General features: G+C 68.0%; 13 protein-coding genes and 1 pseudogene. 13 read left to right on the top strand and 1 reads right to left on the bottom strand.

The genetic code is table 11. The features are described 5' to 3' along the window. Window positions 1–1,205: 1,205 nt before the first annotated feature. The 6 genes from AB0I11_RS32155 to AB0I11_RS32130 all read left to right on the top strand — a co-directional run bounded on the left by AB0I11_RS32155 (window position 1,206) and on the right by AB0I11_RS32130 (window position 13,486). Window positions 1,206–1,511: a hypothetical protein gene (locus AB0I11_RS32155; protein WP_357329293.1), complete on the top strand. Its 306-nt coding sequence runs from the start codon at window positions 1,206–1,208 to the stop codon at window positions 1,509–1,511. Between the two features lie 389 nt (window positions 1,512–1,900). After that, window positions 1,901–2,908 (top strand): ATP-dependent DNA ligase, encoded by a 1,008-nt coding sequence (locus AB0I11_RS32150; RefSeq protein WP_357329291.1) that lies wholly within the window; start codon window positions 1,901–1,903, stop codon window positions 2,906–2,908. A 645-nt stretch (window positions 2,909–3,553) separates the two neighbouring features. Next, complete coding sequence (locus tag AB0I11_RS32145; protein ID WP_357329289.1) at window positions 3,554–6,568, top strand: DUF499 domain-containing protein; 3,015 nt, start codon at window positions 3,554–3,556, stop codon at window positions 6,566–6,568. Continuing rightward, the gene (locus tag AB0I11_RS32140; RefSeq protein ID WP_357329287.1) at window positions 6,565–6,978 is read left to right on the top strand and encodes a hypothetical protein; all 414 of its coding nucleotides are present in this window, start codon (window positions 6,565–6,567) and stop codon (window positions 6,976–6,978) included. Before AB0I11_RS32145 ends, AB0I11_RS32140 begins: the two co-directional genes overlap by 4 nt. A 2-nt stretch (window positions 6,979–6,980) precedes the next feature. Then, the gene (locus tag AB0I11_RS32135) at window positions 6,981–9,908 is read left to right on the top strand and encodes a DUF1156 domain-containing protein (protein ID WP_357329295.1); all 2,928 of its coding nucleotides are present in this window, start codon (window positions 6,981–6,983) and stop codon (window positions 9,906–9,908) included. A gap of 23 nt (window positions 9,909–9,931) precedes the next feature. Continuing rightward, window positions 9,932–13,486, top strand: coding sequence for a helicase-related protein (locus tag AB0I11_RS32130; protein WP_357329285.1), 3,555 nt, complete (start codon window positions 9,932–9,934; stop codon window positions 13,484–13,486). A gap of 55 nt (window positions 13,487–13,541) precedes the next feature. On the opposite strand, the pseudogene AB0I11_RS32125 reads toward AB0I11_RS32130, so the two are convergent. Then, window positions 13,542–13,797 (bottom strand): annotated as a pseudogene (locus AB0I11_RS32125) (GNAT family N-acetyltransferase); the annotation flags it as partial. A gap of 222 nt (window positions 13,798–14,019) precedes the next feature. Here AB0I11_RS32125 and AB0I11_RS32120 point away from each other — a divergent pair. The 7 genes from AB0I11_RS32120 (at window position 14,020) to AB0I11_RS32090 (ending at window position 19,748) form a co-directional block, all read left to right on the top strand. Further along, entirely contained in the window at window positions 14,020–14,223 is a 204-nt protein-coding gene (locus AB0I11_RS32120) for a cold-shock protein (protein ID WP_013288855.1), read from the top strand. A 471-nt stretch (window positions 14,224–14,694) separates the two neighbouring features. Next, on the top strand, window positions 14,695–15,009 hold the full coding sequence (locus AB0I11_RS32115) for a hypothetical protein (protein ID WP_357329283.1): 315 nt from the start codon (window positions 14,695–14,697) through the stop codon (window positions 15,007–15,009). A 3-nt stretch (window positions 15,010–15,012) separates the two neighbouring features. Further along, window positions 15,013–16,890: a hypothetical protein gene (locus AB0I11_RS32110; protein WP_357329281.1), complete on the top strand. Its 1,878-nt coding sequence runs from the start codon at window positions 15,013–15,015 to the stop codon at window positions 16,888–16,890. Next, window positions 16,887–17,120: a hypothetical protein gene (locus AB0I11_RS32105; protein WP_357329279.1), complete on the top strand. Its 234-nt coding sequence runs from the start codon at window positions 16,887–16,889 to the stop codon at window positions 17,118–17,120. The genes AB0I11_RS32110 and AB0I11_RS32105 overlap by 4 nt, the downstream gene beginning before the upstream one ends. After that, window positions 17,113–17,364: a hypothetical protein gene (locus AB0I11_RS32100; protein WP_357329277.1), complete on the top strand. Its 252-nt coding sequence runs from the start codon at window positions 17,113–17,115 to the stop codon at window positions 17,362–17,364. Before AB0I11_RS32105 ends, AB0I11_RS32100 begins: the two co-directional genes overlap by 8 nt. Before the next feature lie 3 nt (window positions 17,365–17,367). Then, a complete protein-coding gene (locus AB0I11_RS32095) occupies window positions 17,368–19,578 on the top strand; it encodes a phage minor head protein (protein ID WP_357329275.1) in 2,211 nt (736 codons plus the stop codon). 11 nt (window positions 19,579–19,589) lie between these two features. Continuing rightward, on the top strand, window positions 19,590–19,748 hold the full coding sequence (locus AB0I11_RS32090; protein WP_357329273.1) for a hypothetical protein: 159 nt from the start codon (window positions 19,590–19,592) through the stop codon (window positions 19,746–19,748). The last annotated feature ends 76 nt before the right edge of the window (window positions 19,749–19,824 follow it).

Below are 19,824 nucleotides of genomic sequence, written 5' to 3'. Positions count from 1 at the left end.
CCGCTAGGACATCAAGAGGAAATCCCACGTCACTACCGGCGACCGCGCGATCCGTGTCACTAGGGACTTTCGGTGTTCCCACTAGACCGCAACGCTCTGACCAGCGACAGGACCAACGGACGCGTCCCAGGACCCCGATTAGCTGTGGAACCCGGGGCATGGCGCAGGACGGTGGCCTCGGCCCGACGGGGCTTTCGAGGCGCGGCTACCAACTGGAGGATCCGTACGTATTTCTTCGGTCTCGGGGCTTCGAGCCCATCGTCGACTACCCGGGACGGCGTGGTCTGCCGTGGCCGGCGCGGTGTCTGGTCTGCGGACGAGAGTCAGGTCCACGCATCAGCTGGCTCCTGCGTTTCCCGGATGCTGGCTGCAGGTTCTGTGTGTCGGTCCGACGTGGGGAACGACAGCGGTCAGAGTCGGCTGCGGCCGTCGAAGAGGAGATGCGCCAGTACGGCGTAGATCCGGCTGTTCCCTTCCCTGGCACCAACCGTCCGTGGACCAGTCAATGCCGGACCTGTGGGCGCACCGTCTCTCCCACCCTCAACAACCTGCGACGAGGCCAAGGTGGCTGCAAGTTCTGTTCATGCACAGCCGTTGATGTTGACGACGCCGTCCGGATCATGCGAGCTGCTGGCCTAGAGCCTCAGGGCCCGTTCCCGGGGGTAGCGGTCGGATGGCAATCAATCTGCCTCACCTGCGGAAACACCGTGCATCCTCAGTTCCAGACTGTTCGCGGCGGGTCGGGATGCGCCTATTGCGCACGCAACAGGGTGTCGCCATCCTCAGCAATGGAGCGCCTACGCACCGCCGGTTTGATCGCTCTGGAAGGCTTTCCAGGAGCGCATCAGGCCTGGCACGTTCGGTGCAGGACGTGCGGGTGGGAGGAACGACGAACCCTCGCCCACCTTGAGCGCCGGGACACCGGATGTACTCGCTGCGCGCTCGCGCATCGAGCCGCGATCCAGCGCAAACCGGCGGAAGACGCGAAAGACATCGCGATCGCCGCGCGGCTGAAGCCGCTGGAGGCATATACCAGCGCGCACGTGCCATGGCGATGTCAGTGCCTCGTGTGCGGCCGGCAGGTAAAGCCGACATACGCGAATCTGAAGAGAGGGCAGGGAGGCTGTCTTTATTGCGCTACGCACGGCTTGGGTGCTGACGTCCCCGCAGAGGTCTACCTACTCGAACATGGGGTATTGAGGGCCATGAAGGTTGGCATCTGCGCTGCCGGTTCTAGCCGCGTCCTTGCGCACAAGCGTCAAGGCTGGAATGTCATCCGACTCTGGCGGGGCATTGACGGCAGTCAGGCAAGAGAGGTCGAGTTCGCAACGCTCAGCTGGTGGCGGTCAGACCTCGGGCTGCCCTTCGGAGCTGCCAAGGACGATTTGCCACAAGCCGGCTACACCGAAACGGCGCCCCTGGGCATCGTGGATATCGGAGAGGTAATCGCCAAGATCTCGACATTCGTGAGCACTGCGACCACAGCGAAGGCAAGGGCCGAGCTGAAGTAGCGGCCGCAGTTGAGGACAGCAGCGATTGACCTCAGATCTCCGGGGCTGCGGTGTCACGTCGGTTCACCAATATCGAGTGCACGCAAGTCGGCAGAAGCGGACGTTGCCGCATCCGCCTCTTTCGACCAGGGGCTCGAGGACCTGGGTGAGACCTCCTGATGTAGGCAGTGCCCGCAACGCAAGACATGGGTGAGGGCGATGTTCACGGTTCCATGCATTCGTTGCCCCTGATCTGCGCCCCGAGCCGCTTCCGCTGCACGACGATGGCGGGGGAGGGACGATATGAGTGGCGCTCACTATCTGGACGGATGGGGCTGGAGGGGGTGAGCCCGGCCTGGCGGTGGGAGACGTCGCCAGGTGGGCCGGTGCTACGCCGGCCTGTCGCCCCGATGCTGGCCGCGCCGATCGACTCAGTGCTCGAGGGCCCGAACCTGGTCTATGAACCGAAGTGGGATGGGTGGCGGGCGCTGGCCTTCCGGGGGGCCTCCGACGTCTACTTGCAGTCGCGTGCTGGCAGGAATCTGACGCCGTACTTCCCGGACATCACCCGGGCGGTGCGGGCTATCGTCCCGCCCGGTGCGGTGCTCGACGGGGAACTGGTCGTCTGGGAGCGGGGGCGGACGAACTTCGCCCTGCTGCAGCGGCGGGTCACCGCTGGCCGGGGGCTGCTGCGCGAGGCCCGTGAGCACCCGGCCTACTACGTCGCCTTCGACCTTCTCGTCGACGCTGGCGCAGAGCCGGTGCTCGACGTGCCACTGGTCGAGCGACGTGCCCGGCTGGTGCGGCTGCTCGCCGGTGCCCCGCCGCAGCTGGCGGTCACCCCGCAGAGCGTCGACGTCGCCGAGGTCAGCGAATGGCTGACTTCGTGGACCGCGGCCGGCGTCGAAGGGGTTGTGATCAAACGCCTCGACAGCCGGTATGAGCCTGGCCGGCGAGGGTGGGCGAAGTTCCGGGCTCGTGCCACGACGGAGGCGATCGTCGGCGGCGTCACCGGCAGCATCCGGGACCCCGACACACTTCTCCTCGGCCGGTTCGACCGGCGTGGTCGGCTGCGGTACACCGGCCGCACGCACCCGCTGGCCACGCCGCAGCGCCAGGAGCTGGCGGGACTGCTGTCGCCGCCACGTCCGACCGAGCGTCGTGTTGTTATCCATCCCTGGCCCGATCCGCTACCGGCTGCCTGGTCTGGCCAGTTCGAGCGGCCCGAGCCGCTGCGCTACGCCCAGGTCGAGCCGACCGTGGTGGCTGAGATCCAGGTGGACACGGCCTACGAGCGCCACCGATGGCGTCACCGCGTCCGGTACGCGCGCCCCAGGCCGGACCTGTCGGTGTACGACGTGCCGCTGATTCTCGACGAAGGCGAAGACCCCTTCTCCGACTACGCCAGAAGCGCCTGACTGACCTCACCCCTTTTGCCACTACAGAAGGGCGCCGTCGCCTGGTCGCGGTGCGCCCCGGGCGTGGAGGGCTCGGGGCCGGACGTGACCCGGCTCTACCAGCACGCGCGGTGGGACGCGGGCGCGCGGCGCTGGGCGCGGCGGCGGGCGGTGCGGTTCTACCGTGCGGTGCGCGGCGGCCGGGGCCGCCAATCGAGTAGCTGACGAAGGTGGCGCAGGGCTGGTGGTGGTGCCGTCGGTGGAGCGGCCGGGCTTCGGCAAGCAGGTGTTTCGAGTGGATCGCGGCGGTGCGCGGGGCTGGCGGCGACAATGCCGGGCCCGGTATGCGAGTCGACGCGGATGGCGGGCTCGTCGCGACGGCGACCGCCGAGCAGACGTGAGAGACATTCACGTGGAGATCGGTGACCGGGGGATCCTGGCGTGCCAGCCGACGAACCTGAACGAGGGTAACCGTGCATGCGCGGAGAGTGCCGTCGCTGTTGGATGGGCATCCGCCGGCCCGCCGCAGTTCTCGCCGGATGCCCTACGATGCTGGCATCGCTGCTCACCGGTAATGGGGGCGCAACGAGTGGCGCTGGGGCTCCAGCGACAACCTGCAATAGCGAGCCGCAGCGGCGCGCGGGACACGACCAGGAGATCGCCGAGATGACGTTGCTGACCGCGATCAAGCCTCGACAGGACGTGCTCGCCGGAGAGCTCAGCGAGGCGCGTTTTGCAGCCGGGTTGGAAGACGTGGTCGTCGGAAGCGCCGCGGATACGTATGGCAACCCGGATGTCTTCTTCGCCCAGACCTATCCCAGCAATGGACTGCGGAGCCTGCTGAACGAGGCCCTCGGTCGGCTGCTCGGGACTCGCCCAGACGCAGCCAGCGTGCTCCGGCTGGAAACGAGCTTTGGCGGCGGCAAGACGCACAACCTAATCGCCCTCTATCACGCGGCCAAGGGCCGCTTGGATAGCAGCGCGGCGCGCTCGTTCATGGATCCGGCATTGCTAGCGGCTCCTGCGGGCACCCCGACACCGACCGTCGCGGTGTTCGTCGGCACGAGCGCGGGCGCGACCACCTTCCCCGTTGTCGACGGGATCAGCGCCGCTACGCCGTGGGGATACCTGGCGCTTCAGATCGGCGGCGCAGACGCGTACAACATCGTCCGCAAGGACGACGAGGGGCTTAGCGCCCCGGGCAGCGACCAACTTAAGCAGATATTCGGTGGCAAGCCCGTTCTCATCCTCATCGACGAGATCGCCCGCTACCTGGCCGCCGCAGGCGCACGCACCGTCGGTGAATCAACCCTCGCCAAGCAGGTACTCTCGTTCTTGATGGCCCTGCTTGAGGCCGCCGATAGCAGCGAGCGGGTCGTGGTCGTCATCACTACCGCTGGCGAGACCGACGCCTTCGCCGGAGACACGGAGACGCTCGCGGCAACGCTAAAGCAGGCGGCGAGCCTGCTTGCCCGCAAGGAGTTGGTCCTACCGGCCAGCGGAGAAGCCGACCTCCCGAGGATCCTTGCACGCAGGCTGTTTGAAACGGACATGGCCGGAGTGGCCGAGAGGAAGAGCGTTGCGGCGCGGTACGCGCAGGCGGCAGCCGAGGCCCACGCTGCCGGCCTCGACCTGCCACTAGATGTGGTCAGCGGCACGTACGCCCGCAACATCGAGGCCAGCTATCCGTTTCACCCCGACCTGATTCGGGTCTTGGACAAGCGGCTGTCGACAATTCCGAACTTCCAGCGAACCCGCGGGGCACTGCGCCTACTCGCAAGGGCGGTACGCGGCGTCTGGACCGCTGGCGCGGACCTCGACTTGATCCACCTGCACCACTTGGACCTTTCCGATCAGGTCCTCGCCGAAGAGCTGTCCAGCCGCATCGATCGGCCGCTGTATGAGCCGGTGATCCGCACCGATATCGCCCAGCAGCCCGGCGGTGCCCCCAGCCACGCCGACGACGTTGACGCTCGAATGGGCGCTCCCTATGGGAGGCGCCTCGCCACAGCCGCGTACCTGTTTAGCCTCACCCGGAACGTACCTGGGGTCGCAGCCAGCGACCTGTACGCGGCTGTTCTCACGCCGAGTGACGACCCCAACTTGCTCGTCAGGGCCCTCGACAACCTGGAAAACACGTGCTGGTACCTGCATGCCGATGTCCGCGGCTACCGGTTCTCAACGGAGGCCAGTTTGGTCCGCCTCGTGCAAGAGGCGGAAGAGAAGATCCTCGGCAGCAAGGTGCGCGAGCGCGCCACGAAGATTCTCTCTGAGCAGTATAAGGATTCCGCGCTCAAGGTCCGCCGGGCGTGGGAAGACGCGAAAGTGCCGGACAACAGCGAGGATGCCTACCTCGTCGCCTTCCACTGGGACGATTTTGGTGACGTCAAGGGCGTCGACCCAGCAGTTGACCCGGTGCCGCAGAAGGTGCTCGACACGTACGAGAAGGCTCCGAGTGGAGGCGTCCGCGAATACCGCAACCGGCTGGTCTTTCTGGTGCCCAACCGGGACGGGCATGAGCCGATGCTTAGAGCCGTGCGGCGACTGCTAGCTCTCGAGCAGCTGCGCGCCACCCCAGAGCTGCTACAGAACCTAGGGGAGGGCAGGCCCGCTGATGTCGCACGGCAGGCGTCGGAGGCCGGCCTGCTGGCCCGTGTAGCGGTATGCAATCACGTGAACGTGCTTTACGTGCCGGGCAAGGGCGGCTTGGAGACGGTGGTCCTCGACACGGTTACGACTGGTAGCGTCCGCAGCAACCAGACCGATGCGATCCTCGACCTGCTCGCTGCCATGGACAAGACCCTGGCTGCCGGAAGCAAGCCACTGGACCCGGCCTACGTGCGGAGCAAGCTTGGTGCGCAGTTTGACACTCCGCAGCCCGCCAACGAACTGGTCCGGGTATTTGCTCGCCGCCAAGATCTCCGGCTGGTGCTCGACCGAGCGCAGCTCGTTAACTTGATCGTCGCTGGTGTCCGCAACGGCGTATGGGAGTATCAAGCACCTGATGGGGGAGCGGCGGGCTGGTCCACCCAGGTTCGGCCGGGTCCGGCGCCACGCCTAGGAGAGGACACTCTCCTACACCCGCCTGGCTCATTTAGGGACGACGGGCCTGAGGCGTGCCCGCTGTGCGGGAAGGTCCACACGGGAGGCTGCGGCAGCTCAGGTGGCGGTGGTACCGGTGGTACCGGTGGTGGCGGTGGTGGCGGCACAAACATTGTCACCGCCACCGAGTTCACCAGGTCAGGTGCGGCAGGGCCGGCAATGGTCGGCGCCCGCCAGTTGGCGGTAGACGCCGGGCGCACACATGCCCGCCGACTGCGGGTGAGCGTTAACCATCTCGGCGCAGGTGCCGACAAGGAGCTGCAACGTTTGCTCACCGTCGCGCACGCAGCCACCACCGGGGTAAGCAGCACCTTCACCATCAGCGCCAGGGTGCAGCTCGACGATCCAGAGCACGAGATCCACATCCAGTTCCGCGGGCCCGGGGCCGAATACGCCCCGCTGCGGGAGGCACTGCGCGCCGTACTTCGCCGACCGGCCGACTTGAAGGCCGAGGTCGACGCAACATGGACCGAACCTGTCGAACTGCAAGGCGAGGACTTCGCCATGGTCGTCAACGCCGCACAGGCGACCGGCCCTAGCAAATGCGATGTTTGGATCACGTCTGAGGGGTCGTCATGACCCGAACGGAAACCTATCGGTGCACCGTCGAGCGCGACGATGAGGGCCGTGTCATCGCGCTCAATGTCTACGCCACCGACCTTGAAGGCGGCGAGAGGGCCGTTCGAGTTAACGGATACCGCGCGCTCCACGTGGCTGCCGGGCTGCACGAAATCCTGCGGGACGCCCGCCTCCGCGGCCAGGACTGGACGAGCGGTCAGCCCCTCACAGTCGACCCGCAGCTCGGAGCTCATGCCGAGCTGCTCCTACGCGCGGTCAAACCACTACAGCGCCTCGACCGGATCACCACGGTCGCAACAGGGGTCGCCGCGATGAGCCGCGAAGAAGCGGCCTACTGGCATGCCCAAGTCACCCGACGCAACGGGCTGCGCGCCCTTCGCCTTCTTCTCGCCGAAAGCAGCAGACGTTGACAGTGCCCAGCCTCATTGACCAGTGGTTTCCCGCGCAGCAGATCGGAGCCGAAAGCCTCCGCGAACGCGGCAGCGCAACGGCACTTCCACCGGTGAACGTGGTTCATGTCTGGTGGGCCCGACGGCCCCTGTCCGCCAGCCGGGCCGCCATCCTCGGATCCGTTCTCCCGGCGTGGCCAACCGAGAGCGAAGCTGCCGCCGATGAGGAGGCCCGACGTGTGCGGGAAGGCCTCTTCGCCGAGTTCCCTGGCGAGGCCGCCTACCACCAGTGGTTCCTCGAAGTTGTGGGGATCCCGAAGGGTAAGGACCCAGTTCGGGCACGAGCGGCGATCGCAGCTGCGAATGCCAACGGAATTAAGCTGCAGGGCAACGGTTATGGCTACGATCGTGCATTCACCCGCTCACCCCAGCCGGACGAGATCGCGCGCATCCGGCGGTTGTACGCCCTGCGTACCGGCGGGCCGGAAAAGGCGCCCATCGTCCTAGACCCTTTCGCGGGCGGCGGCAGTATTCCGTTCGAAGCGATGCGGCTCGGCTGCAACACCATCGCCAATGAACTGAATCCAGTCGCCTCTGCGGTCTTGCAGGGCACCCTCGGTGTCGTTCATGACTTTGGGCCCGACCTCGCCGACGATATCCGTCACTGGGGAAAGCGCTGGGCTGCTGCGACTCGAATCCGACTAGACGAGTTCTTCCCGCGCGCCGCAGATCATGCCATCGCTGGCTACATTTGGGCGTTCGCCGTTCCCTGTCCCACCACTGGGCGTCCAACGCCCTTGGCTCCGAACCTGTGGCTTGCCCGGCCGAACAATGCCGACAAGCATGTCGCCGTTCGCCTCGACGTCGACCAGGACGCCGGAAACATCGTGCCAGTCATCGTCGAAGGGAAGCAGGCGGCTCAGTACGGCGAGCGGGCCACGTACAAGCAGGGGGTCGGGGAGAGTGTATGGGCCCCTGACACCACCTTCTCTGGCGAGTACGTCCAACAGCAAGCGAAGGCAGGACACGGCACCTACGTGCTATTGGCCGTTTGCTACGAGCCAGCCGGCAGCAAGGGGCGCCGCTTCCGGGCACCCGCGGACACCGATCTGGCGGCGGCAGCGGCGGCAGAGAAGGAACTTGGCCGCCTGCGCCCCGGCTGGGAAATCGACGGGCTGGTATGTGATGAACCCATCGAGTCCGGCCACAAGACGGATGAACCGTTGCGTCTGGGCATCGCACGATGGTCCGACATGTTCCTGCCGCGCCAACTGCTGGCCCATCTGGTCATCCTTGAGGAACTCATCCGGTTGCAGCCCGAGATGCTCCAAGAAATCGGTGACGCCAGAGGTAGGGCAGTCGCTCTTCAGCTAGCATTCGCCCTCGATCGAGGCTTGAACTACAACTCGCGTCTCTGCGGCTGGCACCCCACCCGGTCGATGATCGGCAACACGTTCGATAGACACGACTTCGCCTTCAAGTGGACCTGCGGCGAGATGGACGCTGCTCGCGTCTTGGTTCCCTGGGTCGCCGAGAAAGCGGCGAGTATCCACCGCCAGCTCAGCAAGCTGGTTCATGGTGTGCAGTCAACTGGGGCGGAAGAGGAGGCCCTTGGCCGTCCTGACGTGCTACGTGGCAGCGCAGCCTCGGTTAGCCTCCCCGCTGGGACCGTCGATGTAGTGGTGACGGACCCGCCGTACTACGACAATGTGATGTACGCAGAGCTCAGCGACTTCTTCTACGTCTGGCTGAAGCGGTCACTGGCACTGGTGTGGCCACAGTTCTGTGATCTGCCAATTACCGACAAGCACGCCGAGGCTGTTGCGAACCCGTCCCTGTTCAAAGACGTTGCCACGCACGGCGGCCGGGGTAAGCGGGTCGCTGGCGCCAAGACAGCAGACGAACTAGCGAACGCGCACTACGAGGACTTGCTGACCCGCTCGTTCCGTGAGGCGTATCGAGTTTTGGGCCCCGCCGGGGTGTTGAACGTGATGTTCACCCACAAGCGAGTCGATGCGTGGGACACCCTCGGCGCCGCTCTGCTCAACGCCGGGTTCGCGATCACATCCTCATGGCCCGTCGCCACAGAAGCAGACTCGCTGAACCAGGCCAAGAAGAACTCGGCGCAGTCGACAATTCTGCTCAACTGCCACAAGCGCGGTGACACCACACCCGCGTATTGGAACGACATCCGTCAGGACGTCGAGCAGGCGGCCGTCGACGCAGTCGAGCGCTTCGCTGGCCACGGCTTGCGAGGCATCGACCTCACCTTGGCGACCTACGGGCCAGTACTCGCGGTGTTGTCTCGTAACTGGCCCGTGTACACAGGGCAGCTGGACCCTGACGGCGTACCGGAAGTGCTACGTCCCGACGTGGCCCTTGACTTGGCGCGGGTGAAGGTCGCCGCTTTGAAGAAGCGGGGTCTCCTCGGTGGCAAGGACGTGGACTTTGACCGTGTCACGGACTGGTGGCTGCTGGCATGGTCGGACTTCCAGGCCGTGGAGTTTCCGGCTCCGGAAGCCCTCAAACTGTCCCTGGCGACGCATCTAGACCTGGAGACGGTGGTCAAGACGCACAAGCTGATGAAGGCTAGCTCCGGGAAGGCGACCCTGCTAACGCCGGCGCAACGGCGAACCGCGAAGGGTCTCGACGTCGATGCCGCCAGCTATGACGCTCTCATCGACGCGCTGCACGCTCTCATGCTCGTCTATGAGGAAGACGGAACGCGAGCCGCACAAGCCTGGCTGAATCGCCACAACCTTGTCGACGACACCCGCTTCGCCGCGCTCGTGAGGGCGGCTCTTTATGCCGTGCCGCGCCATAAGCAGAAGGGCGTATTTGTGCGGCCCGAGGCCCGCGTCCTGGACTCGTTGCGTGCCGCCTTCTTCGACAACCTGCCGTTACCACCGGACCCGGACGCGGTCACCGCTGCGGCACCAACTCTGTTCTGATGCCGCCAACTGATACACCGGCCGTGACGGACACTGAGCCGCTTCCGAGCCTGCGCGGGCTCGACCTGCCGCCCGGTTACGATAGCGGCGACGATGTCCTGAATCACTTTTACGTGCCTGCTCTTAGGCGAGCGACCAGTTATGCGCGCTCTGTCGGTTACTTCCGCTCCTCATCGTTGTCAGTCGCCGCCCGCGGCCTGTCCCGATTCCTCAATCACAGCGGCACGGTGCGGTTGCTGTGCGGCGCCGCGATCACGGAGGAGGACCGTGAAGCCTTGCAGGGGAAGGCAACGCTCGACGGCGCGTTCGCAGAGCGGCTCGCGGCGGGTCTCGTAACCAGCAACGAGGTGGATCGCCGCCGCTTGGAGGTCCTCGCCTGGCTAATCCGCAACCAGCGCCTGCAGGTTCGGGTGGCCATCGCCGTCGACGAGACCGGCGACCCAATCGCAACCGACGGCCAACTCGGTTACTTCCACGAGAAGGTCGGCGTGCTCCGTGACGGCAACGGTGACGCTGTCGTCTTCCAAGGGTCGATCAACGAGTCCGCCACCGCATGGACGAAGAACTTCGAGTCGTTCAGCGTCTATCGCAGTTGGGACGGCACCGCCGACCACTTCACCTTCTGGGCCAGCCGCTTTGAACAGCGCTGGAACGGGCACGTTCCTGGCTTCCGGGTTTACCCGCTGCCCGAGGCTGCGGCGAAGGCACTGCTCGAGCACGCCCCTGCCAAGATGCCCGGTGAGCGAGACGTTGAAGAACCGCCGCCGGTCGGTGATGACGCGACGGTCGCCCGATACATGCAGATCGCTCCGCGCCTTCCCTGGGCTGGTGATCTCGCGGAGGCCACCAGCGGCGTCCGCCTGTTCCCGCACCAGCGGCAGAACGTCGCTCGGCTCGCAGGTATGTACCCACGCTCATGGCTCATCGGTGACGAGGTGGGCCTTGGGAAGACCATCAGCGCCGGTATGAGCCTGCGCCGGCTCGTACTAAACGGCGAGGTCGCCAAGGCGTTGATCCTGGCCCCGGCAAACGTCTGCAGGCAGTGGCAGGACGAACTGTTCGAAAAATTTGCGCTGTGGGTGCCGCGACTCGACCAAGGCAAGATCCACGGGGCGCACCCGGAAGATATTCGTCCAGCCGGAGTCAACCCGTACGCCGACCATCCATTGCTGCTCGCTTCCAGCCACCTGGCCCGCCGTCCCGACCAGCAGCGCCTGCTGCTGGCAGCCGCCCCATACGACCTGCTGGTCGTGGACGAGGCGCACCACGCGCGGCGACAACACGGCGCCGAGGATCGTTACCGCCCAAGCCGGCTCCTCGAACTACTCGACGCCATCCGCCGGCAGGGCGCGGCGCGGGCAACCTGGCTGCTCACCGCCACACCGCTACAGACCAGCGCAGTAGAAATGGTCGATTTGCTGAGGCAGACCGGGCTAACCGGGCCGCTCACCAACGAGGACGCCTTCGTCCGGTTCTATGCCGAGCTAGCCAAGACCGACGACCGAGCGACCGCTTGGGCCTGGCTTGCCGAGCAGGTGCGCCGCACGCCAGCTTTGCCGCGCACCGGCGCTGAGGACGAACTCGCCGCCGACATCGCACGCCGAGTCGGTGTCGTTAAGGCCGAGATGGTGACCCGATTCGGACGCGACGGCGCCGACGTCAAACACCGGATCGCTGAACTCGGCCCCGACGGCTGCCAAGCGCTACGTGACTGGCTACGAGCCCTCAGTCCCGTCCGGCAGTACGTCGCTCGGCACAGCCGCTCGACACTCAAGGCTTACCGCCGGCAAGGTCTTATTAGCGAGAACCTTGCCGAGCGCGACGTGCGCCCGTACGTCGTTGACTTCGGCACCGAGGAACAGCAGCTCTACCACGACCTCGAACGGCTCATTGACAGGCTGCTGGAGGCCCACGGTAAGCGCCGGGGGGCTGGATTCGTTCTAACCGTCTACCGCCGACGCCTCACGAGCAGCTGGGCAGCTATTCAAAAGACCCTGCTCAGGCGGCTCGCGAGTGAGGAAACGTTCCTCGAACAAGGACTGCTCGACGAGGCCGACGATGAAGGTCTGGACACAGACGAAGCCGGTCATATCAAAGACAGCGAGGCGGTGCCGCTCACCAAGCAGGACCTGGAGGAGATGCGCGGTTACGCCGAGCGCATCGGCCGGGTTCCCGACCGCAAGTTCGAGGCCCTCGAACAGCACGTCGAGGAGGCAAGGGGCACCGGGCATAGCACGATCGTCTTTACCCAGTTCACCGATACCCTGGACGCGCTGCGAGATCGGCTGCACCACCGCTACCGCAGCCAGCTGGCCACGTTCACGGGCGACGGCGGACGTGTCTTTCGCGAGAATGAAGGCTGGATCGACATCAGCAAACGTGACCTCATCGAAGCCATCAAGGCACGAGCGGTCACCGTACTACTCGCCACGGACGCCGCCAGCGAAGGCCTGAACCTCCAAAGTTGCAGCTACCTCATCAACTACGACATGCCCTGGAACCCAATGCGCGTAGAACAGCGTATTGGCCGCATCGACCGGCTCGGTCAGGCCCGCAACACAATCGTCGTCCGCAACTTCTTCATCGCCGATACCGTCGAGGAGGAGGTGTACCGGGCACTGGCCTCCCGCATCGACATGTTCAGCGGCATCGTGGGTGGACTGCAACCGATCCTCGGCGCGGTGGAGGGTGCCTTCCACGGCGTATTCAGAGCGCCGGCCAGCGAACGAGCTCGGGCTCGCCGTCAGGGAGTCGAGAACCTCATCGACCTCATCGACTCCAACCCCGGCAGAGGCCTGCCACTCGAAGTTGAGGACGATCCATTGCCCATCCCGGCCGCCGAGCCGGGCCCCATCACCCTCACCGATCTACGCGAGGTCGTTATCGAACGCTTCGGCGTAGTCCTGGACCAGCCGGACCAACCCATCACCACTGATCCGAGCAGGGCCAGCCGTGACCCGGCCTCATGGGTAGCCCTCGCCACCTACGGCCACCCACGGCTCGCAACCGCCCTCGACAAGATCGCGAACCGTGGCGTCGATCGGTCGCTGGTCCTGCTCGAGGACGCGCCCCGCGGACCTGCGGTGGCAGTCCGCGCCGACACAGTGCCTCCCCGGCCAGCGCACCGACTCACTGACATTGACGAACTCGGACCCGCCGTCAGCCGCGCCGAAGCCGAGTCCGTTGCCATTGACCTGCTCGAGCGGTCCCGCCGTGCGCGCCGAAACCGCTACGACGACATCGAAAGACGCAACCGGGAAGACTCCTTCGACAAATTGCGCAAGCGGTACACCGAACTGGTTGCCCAGATCATGACTGACGCCGTTGCCGCCGCCCGTGGATCCGGCACCACGACCGAACCAGCCCTCTTGTGGCTCGACCTCAAAGACGAGGCTGGAATGATCAGGTACCTTGATGCACTGCGGGAGGCGTTACGGCTGGACAAGGGTCCTCTGCTCCGCCCGCCCACCGACGACGGAACCCGCGTCCTTTCTGATATCGAGTGGGCCAGAGCCAAGCACCTGTATGGCGAACAAGTCCGAGCACTGGCCATCGAAATCAAGACGGCGACCAACTGAATGTGAGCCCCCACGCCTGACGTTGTCCCCACCCGCGCCATCCCCATGCTCCTACCAGCGTCAACTCCGGCCGGCCGCAGGCCCGGGGCCAGGCGGCCACCTCCTCGACCAGGTCGGCGGGCAGCCCGCTGCGCCGCGTCCCGGCCGTCGGCGTGCGGGCGGGCTGCGGCCTCCGCGACGGCCTCCAGGAAGGCCAGCGGCGCGTCGGCGAGCATCGCCAGTCGGAGCGCCCGCATCCGGGCGGCGTCCTCGGAGCGGACCCGGCGGACCGTGGCCGTCTGCGCGGCTGGCATGGTCGGCGCGCTCGTCATGTCTCACCAATACCCGAGTGCCGGCCGAGGTGTCGCCGCGGGCCCGGATCCTGGCGGGATTGTGCCCGATTTGTGGTGGTGCGCTGTCGTCACGCCTCGTGTAGCGTGCGGTTTCGGTCACCGATTCAGCGGCCGTCGCCGATCGCCGAAGCGGTGGTCCGGGGCGCGGGCTCGGCCGGCGTCCGGGGTTGTGGAATCCCGCGCAGAGTGAGGAAGTGCACCGTGGCACAGGGCACCGTGAAGTGGTTCAACGCCGAGAAGGGCTACGGCTTCATCGCAGTCGACGGCGGGCAGGACGTTTTCGTCCACTTCTCCGCGATCGAGATGGACGGTTACAAGGCGTTGGACGACGGCCAGCGGGTCGAGTTCGAGATCGCTCAGGGTCAGAAGGGCCCTCAGGCGGAGCGGGTCCGCGTCATCGCCTGACTTCCTCTTTTCCTCGCCGTCCTCCCGCCGGCGTCACCACCCGATCCGGGGCTGCGGGTGAAGCCCAGAATGCGGCAGGCCCGCGCCGCGTCCCCCGTGGAACCCGGATGCCTCCAGGACCGGGATGACCTGTGGGACTGTTCGCCTCGCTGGACCGCCTGTCGGCGGTGCTCGGCTACGGAGCGGCCGCTCTGGTCACCGGCGTCCATGGCGGAGTGCGCCCACGCGCCTGCGATGGCTCGGTTCCTCGACGTCTCGGATGACCTGCGTCCGGCACCGACGTGGTGATGCCTCGCGATGACCTCCTCGCTGTCGCCGTGGCGCTGGCCAAGAGGCTGCGGCGACTTTTCCAGAAGGCGCGTACGGCTGCTGCTTCTCGGTGACGACGGGACAAGGTACTTCGAGGTGAACTGGCCCGGCCGCCGAGCCGCCAACTATCCGGCCGCAATGCCGTTGCATATGCTCATAGCCGTGGTGCGGCTAATCGAGATTGTGGTGGTGCTTCTCTTCGTTGCGCGGGTGACCCGGCTGATCGTCGCCGACGAGATCACCCGGCGACCCCGAGAGGCAATCGTGAGGCGGCTCCCCGAGGGCAGCGGGTTCGCGTACCTGCTGTTCTGCCGCTGGTGCCTGTCCGTGTGGATCGCCGCGTCGGCCGCTACCGGCTGGTGGCACCTCTCCGACGTGCCCCGCTGGTCGGGCTACTGGTGGGTCGACGTGCCCACCGTCGCGCTGGCCCTGTCGTACGCGACCGGGCTGCTGGTGCGCGCCGAGCCCGAGGAGTAGCGCGTGGCGTGGTGGGGCACGAAGCCCAATGTCGACAGCGAGGTCGGCAAGGCCACCGCCGTGGTCGCCTCCGCGGCGAAGATGCGCTACGACTCCAGCGGCAGCCTGCGCAAGGTCACCAAGCAGCAGTGGCAGGACGAGGCGTGGCGGCACTACGAGGAGTGCGGCGAGTTCTCGTTCCTCGTCGACCTGATCGCGAAGGCGATGGGCCGCGCCCGGCTGTACATCACGCAGGTCGACGACGATGGCCGGCCGATGGAGACGCCCGACCAGGCGTCGGCCGGCGTCAACGAGACGTTCCTCGGCGGCCCCGGCCAGCAGGCCGAGCTGCTGCGCGACGCCGGGATTCAACTCGGCGTGCCCGGCGAGTGCTATCTGATCGGCGAGCCGGAGCGCGACCCTGACGGCAACGCGACCGACCGGGAGCGGTGGTTCATCGCGTCGACGGAGGAGCTGACGGAGCGGGCCGGGAAGTACGTGCTCGACCAGGGCGACGGGTCGCGCGAGCTGGAGCCCGAAGAGACAGTCATCGTCCGGATCTGGGTGCCGAGCCCGCGCAAGCACGCGCTGCCGTCGTCGCAGGTGCAGTCCAACCGGCGGGTGCTGCGGCTGATCGAGCGGCTGACGCAGTACGTCCAGTCGCAGATCGACTCGCGGCTGGCCGGGGCGGGCATCCTGCTGCTGCCCAACGAGCTGAGCTTCGTCGCTCCCGAGCAGGAGGAGGACGCCGAGGACGGGGTGACGTCGTTCCTGGCGACGCTGACCGAGGCGATGACGACCGCCGTAAAGGACCGCGACTCGGTGGCCGCCCTGGTGCCGATCGTGGTGCAGGGCCCGGCGGAGCACTTGGAGAAGGCGCGGCTGTTGTCGTTCGCCACGGAGCTGTCCAGCGCGGTGCCGGCGATGCTGGACGGCGCGATCCGGCGGCTGGCCCTCGGCTTGGACGCCCCGCCAGAGATGCTGCTGGGGATGACGCAGGCGAACCATTGGGGCGCCTGGATGACCGACGAGGCGACGATCAAGTACCACGTCGAGTCGAAGCTGGAGCTGTTCTGCGCGGCGCTGACGCAGCAGATGCTGTGGCCGGCGCTGGAAGGCGCGCAGGGCGTCGCCGACGCGCGGCGGTGGATCGTCTGGTACGACACCAGCGAGCTGACGCAGACCCCCGACAAGGGCGCCGACGCGAAGGACCTGTACGGCCTCGGCGAGCTGTCCGGTGACGCGCTCCGCCGGGAAACCGGCTTCGGCGACGGCGACAAGCCGACCGACGACGAGCGGGAGCTGCGCCGACTGCTGGACATCATCCGCACGGTGCCGGCCGCCGGGCCGCTGCTCGTACAGCGGCTCCTGCAGGTGGCCGGGGTGTCCGTCGACCTCGACCCGGAGGCGTTGAAGCCGGCCCCGCAGCCGGAACTCCCGCCGGGCGGCAAGCCGCCGGCCGAGGAGGAGCCGACCACGGAGGAGCCGCCGCCCGGCGACACCGAGGACCGCGGCCCGCCCGAGAGGGCGGCGATCGCCGCCGCGGGGGCCGACCCGCTGAGCGAACCGTTCGTGGCCGCGTGCGAGGTGCTGGCGCTGCGGGCGCTGGAGATCGCCGGCAAACGGGTGCTGGGCCGCGAGCGGTACCGGCACAACGGGTTGAAGGCGTGGGAATACCACACGGTGCGCCAGTCCACGCCGACGTCGGTGCCCCGGCTGCTGGACGGCGCGTGGACGGCCCTGCCGGCGATCGCCGCGCGGCTTGGCGTCGACGCGGAGAAGCTGACCGCCGCCCTGACCGCGTACGTCGGTGGGCTGCTGGTGACCGGGGCGCGGCACGACGTCGCCGAGCTGCGCGAGCACCTGGCGCAGACCGTCGCCGGGGAGCTGGTGCCGGCGTGAGCCCTGCGACCGTCCTCGTGCCGGACCTGGTGCAGACCCACGGCTACGCCTGCCAGCGGTCCGGGCGCGGCAAGGGCTGCGAGCGGCTGCGCTGGACGATGTGCCGCACCTGCGGCTGGTGGGGCGACCTGTGGGAGGGCGACCAGCCGCCGCTGACCGACGCCGGCCACGTCTGCGACCCGGCCGCCGTGGCGCGGCGGAATCTCGTGAGGAGGAGGACCGATGGCTGACCCGGGAAGCGTGACCCTGCCGCAGCTGCGCGCGGCGTTCGCGCCGCTGGGCATCTCGCTGGACCTGGACTTCGTGCGGCTGGAGCTGGCCGACGACAAGCTGACGGTCCACCGGCTGGTGCGGACCCCGGGCGGGCTGCCCGCCTGCCGCGCCGAGGGGGGCGTGCAGTGCGAGGCGACGGTCGTGCAGGTCGTCGACGAGCTGCCCGCCGCCACGGAGGCCGTCGCCGAGGCGGGAGGCTGAGCCGTGGCCGACGAGCCGGACCCGTGGCTGCCGCTGCGCCTCGACCACGAGGCGCGAGTGGTCGCCGCCGAGCGGCGGGTGCTGCGGGCCGCCCGCAAGGCCCTGCGGACGTGGCTGGCCGACGCCCGCGCGAAGGCGCTGCCGGTCACCGCGGCGGCGCTGCCGCCGGACCCGTCGGCACTCGCCGGCGCCGGGCAGGCGTGGTTCGAGGCGATGACGGTGCACCTGGTGCCGGCGGTCGACAAGACGTTCCTCGAGGGAGTCGCCGACGCGGGCGGTGACGTCGACCTGCTGCGCGTGGCGCAGATGAAGGACGAGTACCTGGCGGCGCTGCCGAACCGGCTGACCGGCGTGCCGGACTCCGCGTGGCAACTGGTCGTCGCGGCGGTCGCCGAGTTGACCGGCGACGGCGCGAGCGTCCCGCGGATCAGGGACGCGATCGAGGCGATCCTGGGCGAGCGGTCGTGGGAGGACCGCGCGGCGACGATCGCCCGGACGGAGACGATCGGCGCGTACAACGCGGGGACCCTGACCGCGTGGCTGACCGCAGAGCAGGCGCTCGACGAGAAGCTGGACAAGGTGTGGGTGGCCACGCACGACGAGCGGACCCGGGACGACCACCGGGACGCCGACGGGCAGCGGGTCGCCCTGGACGGCGTGTTCATGGTCGGCGGGGTGCCGATGCGGTACCCGGGCGACCCGGCCGCGCCGCCCGGGCAGACGGTGAACTGCCGCTGCACGATGATCGAGGTGGAGGCCGACGAGCCCCTGCCTGTGGTCCCGAAGCACCCGTGGCCCCGGCGTGACCGGGCGACCGGGTTGGACATCACGGTGACGGCGGCGGCAGCCGCGAAGGGTGGCAAGCAGATGGCGACGTGGAAGGGGACGCTGGCGCCGCTGGGTGCCAAGTCGGGTGACCGGCGGATCTTCGCGGCGGACGGCGAGTGGTCGTTCCGCGAGCTGCCGCTGGCGCTGCGGTGGGCGCGTGAGGACGCCCCCGGGCACGAGGGCGCGGTGACGATCGGCCGGATCACGACCGGCGAGGTGCAGAAGACGAAGCTGGTCGGTGCGGGCGACTTCATCGACGCGGTGCCGGAGTTGGGCGAGGCGCTGGAGCTGCTGCGCCAGGGCGTGCTGTTCCCGTCGGTGGACCTTGACGACTTCGAGTTCGTGTTCACCGACGCGGACGGCACGCCGATCGAGGAGATGACCGACGAGGAGTGGGAATCCTTCATGGAGGCCGGCGAGGAGCCGTACATCACGGTGACCAAGGGCCGGGTGATGGCGGTGACGCTCGTCGGGACACAGGCGTTCATGGAGGCGAAGCTGGAGCTCGTCGACGACGACGAGCCGGCCGACGGCGAGCCCACCGATGAGGAGGAGAAAGAGGAAGAGCCGGTTACCGCGGCCGGGGCGGCGGTTACGGAGAAGCAGGTGGCGCCGCTTTACCCGCCGAGGGAGTGGTTCGACGACCCGGGCCTAACCGAGCTGACCCCGATCACGGTGACCGCCGATGGGCGGGTGTTCGGGCACCTCGCCGACCGGGACTGCCACCTGTCGTTCCTGACCGGCGGGCAGTGCGTGCTGCCGCCCGACGAGGGCGGCTTCGACTGGTTCCACCGGCCGGAGATCCAGACCGCGGAGGGGGACCTCGTGGCGGTCGGGCACATCACAGCGGCGACCGGGCACGCCGACCTGTCCGTCAGCGCGGCGGCCGCCGTAGAGCACTACGACGACACCGGCACGCAGGTCGCCGTGGTGCGGGCCGGGCGGGACGCCCACGGCACGTGGGTCGCGGGGTCGCTGGTGCCGGAGGCCACCGAGGAGCAGGTGCAGCTGCTGCGCCGGTCGCCGCTGTCGGGGGACTGGCGGTGGATTGGCGGGGCGCGGCAGCTCGTCGCTGCGCTGTGCGTCAACGTCGGCGGCTTCCCGGTGGTGCGGGGCCGCTCGTCGGGCGGGCGGGCGTACGCGATGGTCGCCTCGGGCTGGGCGGGCTGGCGTCCGTCCGACCCGGACGCCGGCCGGCGGCGGGACCTGGCGGCGCTGTCCCCGGCAGCGTTCGAAGCGGCGGTGCGCCGCGCCGTTGCGGCCGGCTTCGCGGCCGAGCGGCAGCGGGCCGCCACCGCCGCGCAGGCCGAGCGAATCGCCGCGTCGATCGGCCGGGACCGCCGGACCCTGGTGGCGGCGCTGTCCGACCAGGTGCACGCCGAGTAGGGAGGGAAGCTGTGGGTTGCAACTGCGGCAACAAGCGTCGGGGCAGCAGCGTGTTTGTGCTGTCCTACGGCGACGGCCGGCAGGGCGGCGAGTATGCGTCGAAGACGGACGCGGAGATCGCCGATGTGCGCAAGGGCGGCGGTGGCACGATCCGCCAGGTGCAGAAGTAGGCAGCGGTGGGGGGGGCCGGGTGGGGCGCCCACCCCCCACGAGGTGAAGGGGCGCCACCCCCCCACCCCGGGGGCG

The organism is Micromonospora sp. NPDC050495, assembly GCF_040655175.1.
In the GTDB taxonomy this organism is placed as follows: domain Bacteria; phylum Actinomycetota; class Actinomycetes; order Mycobacteriales; family Micromonosporaceae; genus Micromonospora.
The sequence above is the reverse complement of the archived record's forward strand: the minus strand, read 5'-3'. Positions and strand labels throughout refer to the sequence as shown.